At 70.8% G+C, this 15927-nt stretch carries 15 protein-coding genes and 1 tRNA gene; 12 read left to right on the forward strand and 4 right to left on the reverse strand.

From position 1 onward, the window contains the following. The 5 genes from ACRDSK_RS22850 to ACRDSK_RS22870 form a co-directional block, all read left to right on the forward strand. Positions 1-814 (forward strand): glycosyltransferase family 2 protein (locus ACRDSK_RS22850; RefSeq protein ID WP_431443280.1); only part of this gene is annotated, 814 nt, incomplete at its 5' end. 2 nt (positions 815-816) lie between these two features. Further along, on the forward strand, positions 817-1992 hold the full coding sequence (gene mftD, locus ACRDSK_RS22855; RefSeq protein ID WP_431443281.1) for a pre-mycofactocin synthase MftD: 1176 nt from the start codon (positions 817-819) through the stop codon (positions 1990-1992). Positions 1993-2249: 257 nt separating this feature from the next. After that, positions 2250-3362, forward strand: a complete 1113-nt coding sequence (locus ACRDSK_RS22860; RefSeq protein ID WP_431443282.1) for an NDMA-dependent alcohol dehydrogenase — start codon at positions 2250-2252, stop codon at positions 3360-3362. Between the two features lie 172 nt (positions 3363-3534). Beyond that, positions 3535-3984 carry a response regulator gene (locus ACRDSK_RS22865; protein WP_431443283.1) on the forward strand — a complete coding sequence of 150 codons (450 nt, stop codon included), beginning with the start codon at positions 3535-3537 and terminating at the stop codon, positions 3982-3984. A gap of 31 nt (positions 3985-4015) precedes the next feature. Further along, entirely contained in the window at positions 4016-8452 is a 4437-nt protein-coding gene (locus ACRDSK_RS22870; protein WP_431443284.1) for a HAMP domain-containing protein, read from the forward strand. On the opposite strand, the gene ACRDSK_RS22875 is transcribed toward ACRDSK_RS22870, so the two are convergent. Then, positions 8449-8697 carry a hypothetical protein gene (locus ACRDSK_RS22875; RefSeq protein ID WP_431443285.1) on the reverse strand — a complete coding sequence of 83 codons (249 nt, stop codon included), beginning with the start codon at positions 8695-8697 and terminating at the stop codon, positions 8449-8451. The two genes, ACRDSK_RS22870 and ACRDSK_RS22875, sit on opposite strands and share 4 nt — an antisense overlap. A gap of 193 nt (positions 8698-8890) precedes the next feature. Here ACRDSK_RS22875 and ACRDSK_RS22880 point away from each other — a divergent pair, with 193 nt between their 5' ends. Then, on the forward strand, positions 8891-9490 hold the full coding sequence (locus tag ACRDSK_RS22880; RefSeq protein WP_431443286.1) for a hypothetical protein: 600 nt from the start codon (positions 8891-8893) through the stop codon (positions 9488-9490). A 64-nt stretch (positions 9491-9554) separates the two neighbouring features. Here ACRDSK_RS22880 and ACRDSK_RS22885 read toward each other — a convergent pair whose 3' ends face one another. Continuing rightward, the gene (locus ACRDSK_RS22885; protein WP_431443287.1) at positions 9555-10145 is read right to left on the reverse strand and encodes an NADPH-dependent F420 reductase; all 591 of its coding nucleotides are present in this window, start codon (positions 10143-10145) and stop codon (positions 9555-9557) included. Between the two features lie 77 nt (positions 10146-10222). Between ACRDSK_RS22885 and ACRDSK_RS22890 the strand changes: the two genes are divergently transcribed. From ACRDSK_RS22890 to ACRDSK_RS22905, 4 genes are all read left to right on the forward strand, one after another. Further along, entirely contained in the window at positions 10223-10723 is a 501-nt protein-coding gene (locus ACRDSK_RS22890) for a cupin domain-containing protein (protein ID WP_431443288.1), read from the forward strand. A gap of 48 nt (positions 10724-10771) precedes the next feature. Continuing rightward, positions 10772-11608 (forward strand): ankyrin repeat domain-containing protein, encoded by an 837-nt coding sequence (locus tag ACRDSK_RS22895; protein WP_431443289.1) that lies wholly within the window; start codon positions 10772-10774, stop codon positions 11606-11608. Between the two features lie 82 nt (positions 11609-11690). After that, a complete protein-coding gene (locus ACRDSK_RS22900) occupies positions 11691-11972 on the forward strand; it encodes a hypothetical protein (RefSeq protein WP_431443290.1) in 282 nt (93 codons plus the stop codon). Beyond that, positions 11969-12271: a hypothetical protein gene (locus tag ACRDSK_RS22905; protein ID WP_431443291.1), complete on the forward strand. Its 303-nt coding sequence runs from the start codon at positions 11969-11971 to the stop codon at positions 12269-12271. The genes ACRDSK_RS22900 and ACRDSK_RS22905 overlap by 4 nt, the downstream gene beginning before the upstream one ends. Positions 12272-12346: 75 nt before the next feature. Here ACRDSK_RS22905 and ACRDSK_RS22910 read toward each other — a convergent pair. Further along, positions 12347-12419: transfer RNA gene (locus tag ACRDSK_RS22910), tRNA-Arg, on the reverse strand. Between the two features lie 67 nt (positions 12420-12486). On the opposite strand from ACRDSK_RS22910, the gene ACRDSK_RS22915 reads away from it, so the two are divergent. Further along, positions 12487-14139: an SDR family oxidoreductase gene (locus ACRDSK_RS22915; RefSeq protein ID WP_431443292.1), complete on the forward strand. Its 1653-nt coding sequence runs from the start codon at positions 12487-12489 to the stop codon at positions 14137-14139. A 58-nt stretch (positions 14140-14197) separates the two neighbouring features. After that, a complete protein-coding gene (locus tag ACRDSK_RS22920; RefSeq protein WP_431443293.1) occupies positions 14198-15094 on the forward strand; it encodes a cation diffusion facilitator family transporter in 897 nt (298 codons plus the stop codon). A gap of 1 nt (position 15095) precedes the next feature. Here the strand turns inward: ACRDSK_RS22920 and ACRDSK_RS22925 are convergent. Beyond that, positions 15096-15927 (reverse strand): DUF305 domain-containing protein (locus tag ACRDSK_RS22925; protein ID WP_431443294.1); only part of this gene is annotated, 832 nt, incomplete at its 5' end.

The raw sequence follows: 15927 nt of genomic DNA on the forward strand, positions 1-15927 counted from the left end.
CTTCACGCGGGCCGCCTGTGCCCTCGACCTCGGCGCCGGACCGGCCGCGGTCGCCCCGAACACACGGGTGGCCTACGTGCCGACCGCCGCGCTGCTGGTCCGCCGCACCGCGCTGGCCGACGTCGCCCGCGCCGGCGGTGCGGTGTTCGACCCGGAGCTGCGGGTCAGCGGCGAGGACGTCGACCTGGTGTGGCGGCTGCACGCGGCGGGGTGGCGCATCCGCTACGAGCCGGCCGTCGAGGTGCACCACGAGGAGCCGACCACCTGGCCGGCGCTGCTCGCCCGGCGCTACCGCTACGGCACCTCCGCGGCGCCGCTCGCGAAGCGCCACCCGGGCTCGGTGCCGCCGCTGGTGCTGTTCGGTTGGCCCGCGCTCACCGTGGCGGCGGCGCTGTCCCGCCGGCCGGTGCTGGCGGCGGCCGCGTACGCCGGCTCGGTGCTGGGCATCCGCGCGACGCTGCGCCGGGCCGGCCTGCCCACGACCGGCATCCTGCGGGCCAACTGGCAGGCCGCCTACCAGACCTGGCTCGGCATCGGCCGGTACGGCACCCAGTTCGCCGCACCGCTGCTCGCGATCGAGCTCGTCGCGGGCCGGCATCGGGTCGCCGCCGCGTCGCTGCTGTTCGGCCCGCCGCTCGCGGAGTGGGCCGGCTGCCGGGAGTCGCTCGATCCCGTCCGGTACGTGCTCGGCCGGCTCGCCGACGACATCGCCTACGGCGGCGGCGTGCTGGCCGGCTGCCTGGCCGACCGCACGACCGCGCCGCTGCGCCCCCGGGTGGGCCGGCGCCCGCTGCGGATCGATTCGAGAGGTTGATCATGAGCAACGCCTGGTTCGAGAGCGTCGTCGAGGCCCAGCGCCGCGCCCGCAAGCGCTTGCCGAGGTCCGTCTACAAGGCACTGCTCGCGGGCTCGGAGCGGGGTCTCACGGTGGCCGACAACGTGAGTGCGTTCGACGAGCTCGGCTTCGCGCCGCGCACCGCCGGGCTGGCGGCCAAGCGGGAGCTCGCCACCACCGTGTTGGGCCAGGCGGTGTCGATGCCGGTGCTGATCTCGCCGACGGGCGTGCAGGCGGTGCGTCCCGAGGGTGAGGTCGCGGTCGCGCGGGCGGCGGCGGCGCGGGGGACCGCGATGGGGCTCTCGTCGTTCGCCAGCAAGCCGGTCGAGGAGGTCGTCGCGGCCAACCCGACGACGCTGTTCCAGGTGTACTGGTGCGGCACCCGCGACGAGATGCTCGAGCGGCTGGCCCGGGCGCGGGAGGCGGGGGCGGTCGGGCTGATCCTGACGCTGGACTGGTCGTTCTCGCACAGCCGGGACTGGGGCAGCCCGCGCATCCCGGAGCGGATCACCGTGCGCGAGGCCGTGCGGTTCACCCCCGAGGCGCTGACGCACCCGCGCTGGCTGTGGTCCTACCTTCGGACCGGGCACGTGCCGGACCTGACGGTGCCGAACATGGGCGGCGACCCGCCGCCGACGTTCTTCGGCGCGTACGGCCAGTGGATGCAGACGCCGCCGGCGACGTGGGCGGACGTGCGGTGGCTGCGCGAACAGTGGGACGGTCCGTTCCTGCTGAAGGGCGTGATCCGGGTCGACGAGGCCCGGCGCGCGGTGGACGCCGGCGTGAGCGCCATCTCGGTGTCCAACCACGGCGGCAACAACCTCGACGGCACCCCCGCGGCGATCCGCGTACTGCCGGCGATCGCGGACGCCGTGGGCGAGGAGGTGGAGGTCCTCCTGGACGGCGGGGTGCGCCGGGGCGGCGACGTGGTGAAGGCGCTGGCCCTCGGCGCCCGCGCGGTGCTGATCGGCCGCGCCTACCTGTGGGGTCTGGCGGCGAACGGCCAGGCCGGTGTGGAGAACGTCCTGGACGTGCTGCGCGCGGGCATCGACTCGACCCTGATGGCTCTCGGTCACGGCTCGATCCACGAGCTGACCCGAGCCGACGTCCTGGTCCCCGCCGACTTCGAGCGCGCCCTCGGCGTAGGGCACGTCTGACGGATCTCCGGCCGCGCGATTCGCGCCCAGCCGGCCCCTGGCCGCGTTGTCGCAATGGCCGAGTACGCCCAGTACGAGGCCATCGCTCCGCCTTGCCAAGAACCGGCTGGATCACGAATCGCATCGACCAAGATCCGCCAGACGCGCCCTATTTTCGCGCTCCGTGGAGCATGGCTTTGTTCGCATGGATGGGCCAGCTACTGTCGGCCAAAGGGGCTGATCTCCGCGTCCGCGAGGGAAGTGGAGAGGAGTACGTCGTGAAGACGAAGGCAGCAGTACTGGTCGACGCCGGCAAGCCGTTCGAGCTCATGGAGCTCGACCTGGACGGCCCCCGGGAGGGCGAGGTCCTGATCCGCTACACGGCGGCCGGGCTGTGTCACTCCGACCTGCACCTCACCGACGGTGACCTGGTGCCCCGGTTCCCGATCGTGGGCGGCCACGAGGGTGCGGGCATCATCGAGGAGGTCGGCGCGGGCGTCACCAAGGTCAAGCCCGGCGACCACGTCGTCTGCAGCTTCATCCCCAACTGCGGGACCTGCCGCTACTGCTCCACCGGCCGGCAGAACCTCTGCGACATGGGCGCCACCATCCTCGAGGGCCACTTCCCGGACGGCAGCTTCCGCTTCCACGCCGGGGGCGAGGACTTCGGCGCCATGTGCCTGGTCGGCACGTTCAGCCAGTACTCGACGATCTCCCAGCACTCCGTCGTCAAGGTCGACGAGTGGCTGCCGCTGGACAAGGCCGTCCTGGTCGGCTGCGGCGTGCCCACCGGGTGGGGGAGCGCGGTCTACGCCGGCAACGTCCGCGCCGGCGACACGGTCGCGATCTACGGCATCGGCGGCATCGGCATCAACGCGGTGCAGGGCGCGGCCCACGCCGGCGCCAAGTACGTGGTCGTCATCGACCCGATCCAGCTCAAGCGGGACACCGCCCTGCGAATGGGCGCCACGCACGCCTTCGCCTCGGCCGACGAGGCGCACGCCAAGATCGAGGAGCTGACCTGGGGCCAGGGCGCGGACCAGGCGCTGATCACGGTCGGCACGGTGGACGAGGACGTGGTCACCTCCGCGTTCAACGCCGTCGGCAAGGGCGGCACGGTCGTGATCGTCGGCCTCGCGAACCCCGAGAAGCTGACCATCCGCCTCTCCGGCGCGGTGCTGACCCTGTTCGAGAAGACCGTCAAGGGCACGCTCTTCGGCTCGTCGAACCCGCAGTACGACATCGTGCGCCTGCTGCGGCTCTACGACGCCGGCCAGCTCAAGCTGGACGAGCTGGTCACCCGGACGTACACGCTGGACCAGGTCAACGAGGGCTACCAGGACCTGCGCGACGGCCGCAACATCCGCGGCGTCCTGCTGCACGACACCTGACCCGACCAGCCGTTTCGCGCCGCGCCCGAGCCGGGCGCGGCGCGAACCGCGTTCACGGCCCCCTGTGGATGGTCCTGTGGATGATGTTCTCGCGATCGGGCACCACCACGCCTTACACTCGCTCCGGAAACAGCCCGGTCACGGGCCCGCGATCGAAATAGCCGGGGAGCTGATGCGTGTGGCGGCGTCGCACGACGAACCGACGTCCCGCACGATTCGGTTGCTCCTCGTCGACGACCACGCGCTCGTCGTGATGGCGATGACCGCCGCCTTCGACGACGTCCCCGACATCGAGCTCGTCGGCACCGCCGCCACGGCCGACGACGCCGTCGCGGAGACCGTCCGGCACCGGCCGGACGTGGTGCTGCTGGACCGGCGGCTGCCCGACGGGGACGGCGTGGACGCGATCGGCCCGCTCCTCGAGGCGTTGCCCGAGGTCCGGGTGCTGGTGTTCACCGGCGCGGCCGACCAGTCGGTCGCCGACCGGGTCGCCGACGCGGGCGGTGCCGGCATCTTGCTGAAGGCCGGCGTGTTGGAGGACATGCTGGCCACGATCCGCAGCGTCGCGGCCGGCAACAGCTCGTTCGACGTCAGACCTTCCGGGCGGCCGAGAGTGCGCTGACGCGCGCCGCCCCACACAGAAGAGGTTGCTCATGACGCAGCGGCAGTCCGCTCCGGCGGGCCGGGAGACCGGCACGGCCGACCGGCCACGCAACGACGAGCGCCTCCAACAGCTGCTCGACGGCCTCAAGTCCGTCCGCGACGGCGACTTCTCCACCCGGCTGCCGCAGGTCGGCGACGTACTGCTGGACGAGATCTCCACGGTCTTCAACGGCATGGTCGACCAGCTCGCGCTGTTCACCTCCGAGGTCACCCGCGTCGCCCGCGAGGTCGGCACCGACGGCAAGCTCGGCGGCCAGGCCTCGGTGCCCACGGTCTCGGGCAGCTGGAAGGACCTGACCGAGTCGGTGAACGCGATGGCCGGCAACCTGACCGCGCAGGTCCGCGACATCGCGAGCGTGGCGACAGCGGTGGCGAAGGGCGACCTGACCCAGAAGATCACCGTGCACGTCAAGGGCGAGCTGCTGGAGCTGAAGGGCACCATCAACACGATGGTCGACCAGCTCTCCGCGTTCGCCGACGAGGTGACTCGCGTGGCGCGCGAGGTCGGCAGCGAGGGCCGGCTGGGCGGCCAGGCCGAGGTGCCCGGGGTCGCCGGCACGTGGCGGGACCTGACGACGTCGGTGAACTTCATGGCGGGCAACCTGACCGCGCAGGTCCGCTCGATCGCCGAGGTGACCACCGCGGTCGCGAAGGGCGACCTGACGCAGAAGATCACCGTGGACGCCCGCGGCGAGATCCTCGAGCTGAAGTCGACCATCAACACTATGGTCGACACGCTGTCCTCGTTCGCCGACGAGGTCACCAGGGTGGCCCGGGAGGTGGGCACCGAGGGGATGCTGGGTGGCCAGGCCCAGGTGCCCGGCGTGGCCGGCACGTGGCGGGACCTGACGACGTCGGTGAACTTCATGGCCGGCAACCTCACCGCGCAGGTCCGCTCGATCGCCCAGGTGGCGACCGCGGTGGCGCGGGGTGACCTGTCGCAGAAGATCACCGTGGACGCGCGCGGGGAGATCCTCGAGCTGAAGGACACCATCAACACGATGGTCGACACCCTGTCGTCGTTCGCCGACGAGGTGACGCGCGTGGCGCGCGAGGTCGGCACCGAGGGCCGGCTGGGTGGTCAGGCGGACGTGAAGGGTGTGTCGGGTACCTGGAAGGGCTTGACGGAGTCGGTGAACGTCATGGCCGACAACCTGACCGCGCAGGTGCGTTCGATCGCCGAGGTGACCACCGCGGTCGCGCTCGGCGACCTGTCCCAGAAGATCCGGGTGGACGCCCGGGGCGAGATCCTCGAGCTGAAGGAGACCATCAACACGATGGTCGACCAGCTGTCCGCGTTCGCCGACGAGGTCACCCGCGTGGCCCGCGAGGTCGGCACCGACGGCCGGCTGGGCGGCCAGGCGGACGTGAAGGGTGTGTCAGGTACCTGGAAGGGCCTGACGGAGTCGGTGAACGTCATGGCCGACAACCTCACCGCCCAGGTCCGCTCCATCGCCTCGGTGGCGACCTCGGTGGCCCGCGGCGACCTGTCGCAGAAGATCACCGTCGAGGCCAAGGGCGAGGTCGCCGCGCTGGCCGCGACGATCAACACGATGGTCGACACGCTGTCCGCGTTCGCCGACGAGGTCACCCGCGTGGCCCGCGAGGTCGGCACCGAGGGCATCCTCGGCGGCCAGGCCGCGGTGCCGAACGTGGCCGGCACGTGGAAGAGCCTGACCGACAACGTCAACTCGATGGCGAACAACCTGACCAACCAGGTGCGCTCGATCGCCCAGGTCACGACCGCGGTGGCGCGCGGAAACCTCTCCCAGAAGATCGACGTCGACGCGCGCGGCGAGATCCTGGAGCTCAAGACCACGATCAACACGATGGTCGACACCCTGTCCTCCTTCGCCGCGGAGGTCACCCGGGTGGCCCGCGAGGTGGGCAAGGACGGCCGGCTCGGCGGGCAGGCCGAGGTCGAGGGTGTGTCCGGCACGTGGAAGCGGCTCACCGAGAACGTGAACGAGCTCGCCGGCAACCTGACCCGGCAGGTCCGCGCGATCGCCGAGGTCGCGAGCGCCGTGGCCACCGGTGACCTCACCCGGTCCATCTCGGTCGAGGCCGAGGGCGAGGTCGCCGAGCTGTCCGACAACATCAACGCGATGGTCCAGTCGCTGCGCGAGACGACGCTCGCCAACGAGCAGCAGGACTGGCTCAACACCAACATGGCCCGGATCTCCGGGCTGCTGCAGGGCCACCGCGACCTGCGGGCCGTCGCCCAGCTGATCATGAACGAGCTGGCGCCGCTGGTCGGCGCGCAGCATGGCACGTTCTTCCTGATGGAGAGCGGCGAGCGGGCACAGCTGCGGTTGATCGCCGGCTACGGCTACGACGGGGACGGCGACGTGCCCCGGGTGTTCGACCTCGGCCAGTCGCTGATCGGCCAGGTGGCGCGGACGAAGCGGCCGCTGCTCGTCGAGCAGACCCCGCCCGCCTACGTACGGATCTCGTCCAGCCTGGGGGCCGCGCCGCCGGTCAACCTGATCGTGCTGCCGATCACCTTCGAGGACCAGGTGCTCGGCGTGATCGAGCTGGCCTCGTTCAACCGGTTCAGCGCGGTGCAGCGCGACTTCCTCGAGCAGCTGATGGAGAGCATCGGCGTCAACCTCAACACGATCATCGCCAACGCGCGCACCGACTCGCTGCTCGACGAGTCGCAGCGGCTGGCCGCCGAGCTGCAGGCCCGCTCCGGGGAGCTGCAGACCCAGCAGGTGCAGCTGCAGCAGTCCAACGCCGAGCTGGAGGAGAAGGCGGAGCTGCTGGTGCGGCAGAACCGCGACATCGAGATCAAGAACTTCGAGATCGAGCAGGCCCGCCAGGAGATCGAGGAGCGGGCCCAGCAGCTGGCGCTGGCGTCGCGGTACAAGTCGGAGTTCCTGGCCAACATGTCCCACGAGCTGCGCACGCCGCTGACCAGCCTGCTCATCCTGGCGGGCGTGCTGGCGCAGAACACGACGCAGAACCTGACCTCCAAGCAGGTCGAGTTCGCGAAGGTCATCCAGTCCGCCGGCACCGACCTGCAGCAGCTGATCGACGACATCCTCGACCTGTCCAAGGTGGAGGCCGGGAAGATGGACATCCACTTCGAGGAGGTGCGGCTGCCGGAGCTGCTCGACTCGGTGCGGACCACGTTCCACCCGTTGACCGCGGACAAGGGCCTGCACTTCGAGGTCTCGGTCGAGGAGGATGTGCCCGAGCTGCTGACCACTGACGAGCAGCGGCTGCGCCAGGTGCTGCGCAACCTGCTGTCCAACGCGGTGAAGTTCACCGAGAAGGGCCGCGTCGAGCTGCGGGTGCGGCGGGTGGACGGCCCGGAGCCGCGGGTGGCGCTGTCGGTGGTCGACACCGGCATCGGCATCGCGAAGGAGAACCTGGGTTCGATCTTCGGTGCGTTCCAGCAGGCCGACGGCACGACGAGCCGGCGCTACGGCGGCACCGGGCTGGGCCTGTCGATCAGCCGCCAGGTCGCGAACCTGCTCGGTGGCGAGATCCAGGCGGAGAGCCGCCTGGGCCGGGGCAGCACGTTCACGCTGCTGTTGCCGGTGACGCCGACGTTCCACGTGACCGCGGCGGAGCGGCGGCCGCGGACGGAGCCGGACGCAGTGCGGTCGGTGCTGGTCGTCGAGGCGCCGGACAACCGGCTGCTGACCATGATGCTCCGCCAGTTCGCGGCCGACCTGTCCACCAACGGCGAGCAGGCGCGCATCGACTCGGTCACCACGCCGGACGAGGCGGTGGAGACGCTGGCCGAGCGGTCGTACCGGTGCGTGCTGGTGGACGCGAGCATGCCGGGCGCGGCCGTGATGACGCTGCTGCAGCGGCTGAGCGAGGGCCCGGTCACGGTGCCGGTGCTGGTCCACGCGACGCGGAAGCTGAGCCCGGCGCAGCACCGGTTGATCGAGGGGCATGCCGCGGACCATCTGATCGAGCTGGTGTGGTCGCTGGACGCGTTGCGCGAGCGGTTCCTGTTCCTGCTGACCCAGCTCACGTCGACGAGCGCGCCGGTCGAGTCGCCGGCGGCCCCCGAGCTGTCCGCGTCGCTCGCCGGTCTGGAGGGCCGCAAGGTCCTGCTGGTCGACGACGACGCGCGGAACGTGCTGGCGCTGGCGGAGATGCTGAAGCTGCACGGGATCGAGGTCAGCCACGCGCCGAACGGTCGCAAGGGGATCGACGCCCTGCTGGCCAGCCCGGGCGTGGACCTGATCCTGATGGACGTGATGATGCCGGAGATGGACGGCTACGCCACGACGGCCGCCATCAGGGACATGCCGCAGTTCGACGCGCTCCCGATCATCATGGTGACGGCCAAGGCCATGGCCGGCGACCGGGAGAAGAGCCTGGCCTCCGGTGCCAGCGACTACGTCACGAAGCCGGTGAACCCGGACGAGCTGCTGTCGTGCATCGGCAGGTGGCTGTCCAACTAGGACCCGCCGCCGCGCTCCCGGCGGCCCGCGTCGTGCAGGTGGAGCAGGTAGGTCACGCAGCCGGCGATCCCGACGGTGATCGACAGGCCCAGCAGCAGGAGGCTCGCCTCGTCGCCGGGTCGGACGGCGAGGCCGATGAGCGCGCCGGCGATCCAGCCGAGCACGATGCCGCTGACGATGCCGCCGATGACGAACGCGACGAGTTCGACCGTCTCGCGGGCTGACTGAGGCTCCACTCGTGCCATGTCCCGTGCATCGCCGTCCGGTGCCGGACGTTCCCCCCGGCGATCCCCCTATGGGGGCTCGGGACGGAGGGGGATCGCCCGGATGGCAGGCGCCGCCGGCGCCTCTAACTTTGGTGTCAGCCGGACAGCGGGTCCGGGGGGCAGGCGAAAGTCGTTGGGCCCCAACAGGAATTCACGAACTTAGGAGTGCACGATGGCGAACTTCGACCTCTCGGAGATGCTGAAGTCGGTCGCGAACGTCGACCTGACCACCGTCCTGGACGCGGAGAGCAACCAGGACCAGGAGGCGGCCCAGATCGCTGACCAGGCCGCGAACAACGAGACCAACCAGGTCGGCGCGCAGGACAACGACCAGAAGCAGGACACCGACACGGACACCACGACGGTTGCCGGCGACGGTGGCAACGGCGGCGTCGCGGTGGGTGGCAGCGCGAACGGCGGCTCCGGCCTGGGCATCGGCGGCGACGCCGGCGACATCAGCCAGAGCGGCAAGTTCAACATCAACTTCGGCGACTCGACCGGTGGGTCCGGTGTCGGTGTCGGTGGCGCGGGTGGCACCGGTGGGAACGCCGACGCCAGCGGCGGCAACGGCGGCAACGCCAAGTCCGACGTCGACGTCGACGCCAACCAGACCAGCGACCAGGACCTGGACCAGGACAACGAGACCGACCAGGACGTCGAGGCGGACCAGACGCAGGTGCAGGACGCCGACGCGGACCTGGACCAGGACTTCCGCGCCGAGGTGGAGGCCGAGGTCGAGACCGAGATCGACGACCTCGACCTGCCGGTGTGACCTGTTTCCGTCAGACCCGACCAGACGTGGCCGGAGCGTGCAGAACGCTCCGGCCACGCTTTCGTCAGCGGGTCATGGTGTGGAAGGCGAGGTTGCGGCCGTGCCCCTGGCCGACCGCGAGCGCGAACCAGAGGCGCAGGACGCCGTCGACGGTGTCCTGCTGGTTGTCGCCCAGGTACATGGGACGTAGCCCGACCGCGGTGATCAGCTCGTCGAGGAGCGCGCGGTCGCCGGCGGGGGCCGAGTAGAACAGGTCGGCGGGCGTGCCGTCGTAGTTCGGGTCGGCGAAGTTCTCGCCGCCGAGGGTGTTGAAGGCGCGGGCGTAGCGGGCGCCGGGCGCGTACCGGGTGACGAGCTCGGCGTGGTGGGCCACCGGCTTGCCGACGTTGTTGGCGGCGTCGATGACGAGCTTGCCGGCCAGCGCGTCGCCGTGGTCGCGCAACAGCTCCTCGACAGCCGCCGCCGGCAGGGCGAGAAGGATCGTGTCAGCCTGTCCGATCGCGTCCGCGATGCCGGCCGTGCCGGCCCCACTGTCCGCCGCGACGGTGTCCTCGGCGGGCCGTCGCGACCCGAAGATCGTGGCGTGCCCGGCCCGGGCGAACGCCCGACCGACCGTGCCGCCGATGAACCCGGTACCGATGACCGCGATCGTCAAGGTGTCCTCCTGGGATACTCGGTTCGCTGGATGCAAAGTCATCGGCCGGCGGAGCTATTCCCGTCTATGTTCGCCAGATGCGACCAACCGCTGAGGAGCTGCGGCAGCTGTGGCAGATGACGAAGCTGCCGCAGGAGGACGTGCTGTTCACGCCGACATACGAGTCGGCGGGCAAGGGCGCCGACGGCAAGCCGCTCTGCAACGCGATGGTGGCCATGTTCACCGACGAACCGGGCTCGTTCTCGGACATGCATCGCCTGCCGACCGACGAGATCTGGCACTTCTACCTCGGCGACCCGATCGAGCTGCTCCTACTCCACCCCGCCGGTCGCGACGAGCTGCTCGTCCTCGGTACCGACGTGCTCGGCGGGCAGCGGGTGCAGGTCATGGTCCCGGCCGGCACGTGGATGGGCGCACGTCTGCGCCCGGGCGGTGAGTACGGGGTCTACGGCAACACCATGGCCCCAGGCTTCGTACCGAGCGACTTCGACCCCGGCGACCCAGCCGAACTGAGCCGTCGCTGGCCCCACAGGGCTGACCTGGTCACGGCGCTGACGAGAGGTCCCTCGAGCGCGTAACCCCGACTCGGTCCCGGACGACGATCAAAGGGCGGAGGGGAGAGAGCCATGGCCGACGATCTCGATCAACGATTGCTGTCCGCCGCCGATCACGGGAGCGTGGACGAGGTGACGGCCGCGCTGCGGGAGGGTGCCGATCCCAACGCGAGAGACGACCGTGAGCGAACGCCCTTGATACTCGCCGCCGCGCGCCGGCCGGGTCAGTTGCCGATCGTCCAGGCGATTCTCGACGCCGGCGCCGACGTGGACGCGCAGGACGGGAGTCGGCGCACCGCGGTCATGGAGGCCATCCTCGGTCGGGACCTCGATGTTCTGCGACTGCTCCTGAGCCGTCGGCCCGACCTGTCGATCCACGGGGTGCTGGGCGAGACGGCGTTGATCATCGCGACCAGCTCGGCGCAGCGCGCGGTGCCGCTGGTGCTAGCGGCCGGGGCGGATCCGAACGACCCGGACACCAAGGGAAAGTCCCCGCTGATGTGGGCGGTGGATCCACAGTTCCACGCCGGCAGCGGCAGCCCCGAGATGGTCAACGCGTTGGTGGACGCCGGAGCGTATGTGGACAACCAGGACAACGATGGTCGGACCGCACTGATGTGGGCCGTCACCCACGACGCGAGATCCATGCGCGGAGAGGTGCTGACGGCGCTGCTGGAGCGCGGGGCGACCGTCGATCTTCGCGACAACCATGGCCAGACACCGCTGATGCTGCTGGTCACCGCCGCGGCCGACGAGAACTTCTTCCTGTCCCGAGGCCTGGTCGAGATCCTGATCGATGCGGGAGCGGACGTGAATGCGACCGATCACGACGGCAGGACGGTACTGGCCAGAGCGAGCGGCTGCGAAGAACTGATCGAACGCCTCAAGGCCGCGGGCGCGAAGTCCTGACACGGACGCCTTCACGGCGACACAGATGGGCATTGCCCACCTGCCCACTTGTCCGTAGTCTATGTGTGGAGAGGAGGCTGCCATGGACGGGTTCCGCCCCATCGCGGAGGTCACCGCCGACGAGCGGGCGAGGATCGCCTTCGGCAAGGCCGGCGTGCACAAGGACGACCGCTACGCGCTGTCGGTCAACGACGATGGCGCCATCCTCCTCACGCCGCTGGCGAGCATCCCCAAGCGCGAGCTGTTGGTCTGGGAGAACGACGACCTGAAGGCGTCCCTGTTCCGCGGCCTGGCCGACGCAGCCGAGGGCAAGGTCAAGCGCCTGGACTGGCTGACAGAGGACGAGGACGACGAAGACCAGTGAGTGCTCCTCCCTACGTCCTCAACTACACCGCCGAGGCCGAGAAGGTCATCGACGACCTGCAGAGTCCGCAGTACAAAACAAAGCTCAAGAAGGTCCGCAAGACGCTCAGGCTGCTGCAGAATCCCGGGCCGAGTCACCCTGGCCTGAACTCGCACCGCTACCAGTCGGTGCCCGGCCCGGGTGGTGCCGCGCTGTGGGAGTCCTACGTGGAGAACAAGACCCCCTCAGCGTGGCGAATCTGGTGGATCTATGGCGACGCCGACGAAATCATCATCGTCACGATCGGCCCGCACCCGTAGTTCGTCGCGGTTGTCCAGGAACGACGAAACCGCCGCGACCGAGCAAAACTGCTGGTAAGCGGCGGCCTTTGAGGGCGCCCTTGGCAGGATTCGAACCTGCGACACCTGCCTCCGGAGGGCAGTGCTCTATCCCCTGAGCTACAAGGGCCCTGTCTTGCGACCGGGGTAGCTTAGCGTACTCGGGCGGAGTCCCGGCCGGCGGCTACGGTGATCACATGAGCGGTGTGCGGCGGTCGGTGGTCGGGGCTGGTGGGGTGCGGCTCTCCGTGGTGGAGGAGGGCCAGCAGGGGGCCGGACCCACGGTGATCCTCGTCCACGGGTACCCGGACAACCTCTCCGTCTGGGATGGGGTCGCCGAGCGGCTCAGCCGGCGGTTTCGGGTCGTTCGGTACGACGTTCGGGGGCACGGAGAGTCAGCGGAGCCGAGCGGCCGGGACGGGTATCGGCTCGCGGAGCTGCATGCCGACCTTCTCGCAGTCAAGGACGCGGTCAGTCCGGACGAGGCCGTCCACCTCGTGGGGCACGACTGGGGGTCGATCCAGTGTTGGGGGGCGCTGGACCCACGACATTTCCGCAGCTACACCTCCATCTCCGGGCCCGATCTCGACCACGCCGGTGCCTGGATGCGTGGCTGGACCCGCCGGCCGGGCCAGGTCCTCCGGCAGGTCGCGCACTCCTGGTACATCGCGGCCTTTCAGCTCCCGAAGGTGCCTGAGCTCATCTGGCGCGTCCTGCACAAAAAATTCAGCGCCGACTACCGGGACGCGCGCAACGGGATCGAGCTCTACCGGGCCAACATGGGCAAGCCGACCCCGCCGAAGCAGATCACGCTCCCCGTCCAGCAGCTCGCCCTCACCCAGGACCGGTACGTCACCCGCCCGCTCCTCGACTCCGCCGAGCCCTGGTGCACCAACCTCTGGCGCCGCGAGCTCGCCGCCGGCCACTGGGCGCCCCGCACCCACCCGGACGCCGTCGCCCGGCTCGTCGAGCAGTTCGTCGACCACGTCGACGGGGCGCCGGCCCCGCGCGAGCTCCGGCGAGCCAGGAGCGGAGAGACCGCGAACCTGCTCGCCGTCGTCACGGGAGCCGGTAGCGGGATCGGGCGGGAGACGGCCCTCGCCCTCGCCGCGGACGGGGCCGAGGTCCTCTGCGTCGACATCGACTTCGACGCCGCCACGGCCACCGCCACGGAGGCCAAGGGCGCCGCCTACCAGCTCGACGTCGCCGACGGCCGCGCCACCGACAAGCTCGCCGCGCACATCCACACCGAGCACGGCGTCCCCGACCTCGTCATGGCCAACGCCGGCATCGGGGTCAGCGGCTCGTTCCTCGACACCACCGAGGACGACTGGCGCCGCGTCCTCGACGTCAACCTCTGGGGCGTCGTGCACACCCTCCGCGCCTTCCTCCCCGCCATGGTCGAGCGTCGCGAGGGCGGCCACGTCGTGATCACCTCGAGCGCGGCCGGCTACTTCGCCACCCCGAACCTGCCCGCCTACAGCACCACGAAGGCCGGCGTCCTCATGCTCGCCCAGTGCCTCGCCGGCGAGCTGCGCGAGGCCGGCATCGGCGTCAGCGCCATCTGCCCCGGCTTCGTCCACACCAACATCACCGCCACGACCCGGTTCGCCGGCACCACGCCCGACGAGGAGCGCGCCCGCCAGAAGCACGCGACGCGCCTGTACGCGCGACGCGGCTACGGTCCGGAGAAGGTCGCAAAAGCCGTGGTCGCGGCCGTCCGGGCCGACAAGCTGGTCGTCCCGGTCACGCCGGAGGCCCGGTTCGCCGCGCTCGGCATGCGGTACGCACCCACGATGACCAGGGCGATCGGCCGCTGGCTCGGTGCGCAGGCGGCCAAGTTCGAGTGAGACTTGCAAGCATGCGCATGTGACTATATGTTGTCCCGGGCAGAAGGGAGAGCCGGGCATGGGCCACGGGCACGGCAGCGCCTCCGGGCGTCACCTGGGCGCGCTGTCCGCCGCCTTCGCGATCACCGCGACCTTCATGCTCGTCGAGATCACCGCCGGCATCGCGACGTCCTCGCTCGCGCTCATCTCCGACGGCGCGCACATGGTCACCGACGTCGTCGGCCTCGGCCTCGCGCTCGCCGCGATCCTCGCCGCCCGCCGCGCCCGCCGCACCGCCGACCGCACGTTCGGCCTCTACCGCGCGGAGGTGCTCGCCGCCCTCGCCAACGCCGTCCTGCTCTTCGGCGTCGCCGCCTACGTCCTCATCGAGGCGGCGCAGCGCTTCGGCGACCCGCCCGCCGTGCCCGGCGGCACCGTGGCGGTCGTCGCGCTCGTCGGGCTCGCCGCCAACGTCGTCGCGTTCCTGTTGCTGCGCAAGGGATCTGCCGAGAGCCTGAACGTCCGCGGTGCCTACCTCGAGGTGCTCGCGGACCTTGTCGGCTCCGTCGGCGTGCTCGTCAGCGGCGCGCTCACGCTGCTGTTCGGCTGGCGCTACGCGGACCCGATCCTCGGTGTCGCAATAGGACTGTGGGTGCTGCCGCGCACCTGGACGCTGGCCCGCCGCTCGCTGCGCATCCTCTTCCAGCACGCCCCCGAGCGGGTGGACGTCGACCGGCTGACCGACGCGCTGTGCGCGCTGCCCCTCGTCCGCGAGGTGCACGACGTGCACGTGTGGACGCTCACCTCGGGCATGGAGGTCGCCTCCGCTCACCTCACCGTGGCGCCCGGCGCCGACCGGGACGAGATCCTGCAGACCGCGCAGCGACTGCTCGCCGACGAGTACCAGATCGAGCACGCCACGCTGCAGGTCGAGGCCGGCGAGACCTCGGCGAGCTGCCAGGAGCTGACCTGGTGACTCAGGGGAACGGCAGCGGCTCGGCGCCCCGCTGGTCCAGGTACGCGGTCATCAGCCGGACCTCGTTGTCCTGGCTCGACACGACCTTCTGCGCGAGGTTGCGCACATAGCCCTCGGCCGCATGCTCGGCGGCGTACTGAGCCATCTCCAGCCCACCCTGGTGGTGGCGGAGCATCAGCTGCAGGAACAGCACGTCCAGCTCGCTGCCGGACAGCTTGCGCAGCTTGTTGATCTCCTCGGTCGTGGCCATGCCGGGCATCCGCTGCACGGGGCCGGTCGTCTTCCCGCCGGCGCCGTCGCTGTGCGAGTGGGTGCCGCCCTCGGACATCCACCCCATGTGCGCGGCGCCGGGCGCGGGCAGGGTGGGCTGGCCCCACACGGTCAGCCAGCCGGACATCTCGCTGAGCTGTGCCAGCTGGGTGGACTCGATGTCGAACGCGATGCCGCGCAGCACCGGGTCGGTCGTGCGGTCGCGCTCGATGCCGGCCATCGTCACGGCCTGCAGATGGTGCACCCGCATGTCCTGCGCGAAGCCGACGTCCACCGAGCCCGCGTCCGGCGCCGCGGTCGACTCCGTCCGGGACAGCGTCAGCAGCATCCCGACCGCGGCGCCGACCAGCAGCAGGACGAGCGCGGCCGCGACGTAGACCAGCACGCGGCTGGTGTGCGACGGCTCCTCGGGCTCGAAGTCCTCGGCCTCCAAGGAGGAGGACGAGTCGGGCTCGGGTGAGGTCGCGGTAGCGGTGGGCGCCGGCGAGTCGGGCTCGTCGGCCGGCTCGCGCGGCTCGCTCACCTGGACGGCTGGGTGGGCGGAGCGGTCGCCGGCGCGGAGC

It is taken from the genome of Actinophytocola sp., from assembly GCF_050699915.1.
Classification (GTDB): Bacteria; Actinomycetota; Actinomycetes; order Mycobacteriales; family Pseudonocardiaceae; genus Actinophytocola.

What these genes read in the sequence shown, in the direction of transcription:
- mftD (WP_431443281.1), top strand. Translation starts at nt 817, where the DNA reads ATGAGCAACGCCTGGTTCGAGAGCGTCGTCGAGGCCCAGCGCCGCGCC.
- ACRDSK_RS22865 (WP_431443283.1), top strand. Translation starts at nt 3,535, where the DNA reads ATGCGTGTGGCGGCGTCGCACGACGAACCGACGTCCCGCACGATTCGG.
- ACRDSK_RS22870 (WP_431443284.1), top strand. Translation starts at nt 4,016, where the DNA reads ATGACGCAGCGGCAGTCCGCTCCGGCGGGCCGGGAGACCGGCACGGCC.
- ACRDSK_RS22875 (WP_431443285.1), bottom strand. Translation starts at nt 8,697, where the DNA reads ATGGCACGAGTGGAGCCTCAGTCAGCCCGCGAGACGGTCGAACTCGTC.
- ACRDSK_RS22880 (WP_431443286.1), top strand. Translation starts at nt 8,891, where the DNA reads ATGGCGAACTTCGACCTCTCGGAGATGCTGAAGTCGGTCGCGAACGTC.
- ACRDSK_RS22890 (WP_431443288.1), top strand. Translation starts at nt 10,223, where the DNA reads ATGCGACCAACCGCTGAGGAGCTGCGGCAGCTGTGGCAGATGACGAAG.
- ACRDSK_RS22895 (WP_431443289.1), top strand. Translation starts at nt 10,772, where the DNA reads ATGGCCGACGATCTCGATCAACGATTGCTGTCCGCCGCCGATCACGGG.
- ACRDSK_RS22900 (WP_431443290.1), top strand. Translation starts at nt 11,691, where the DNA reads ATGGACGGGTTCCGCCCCATCGCGGAGGTCACCGCCGACGAGCGGGCG.
- ACRDSK_RS22915 (WP_431443292.1), top strand. Translation starts at nt 12,487, where the DNA reads ATGAGCGGTGTGCGGCGGTCGGTGGTCGGGGCTGGTGGGGTGCGGCTC.
- ACRDSK_RS22920 (WP_431443293.1), top strand. Translation starts at nt 14,198, where the DNA reads ATGGGCCACGGGCACGGCAGCGCCTCCGGGCGTCACCTGGGCGCGCTG.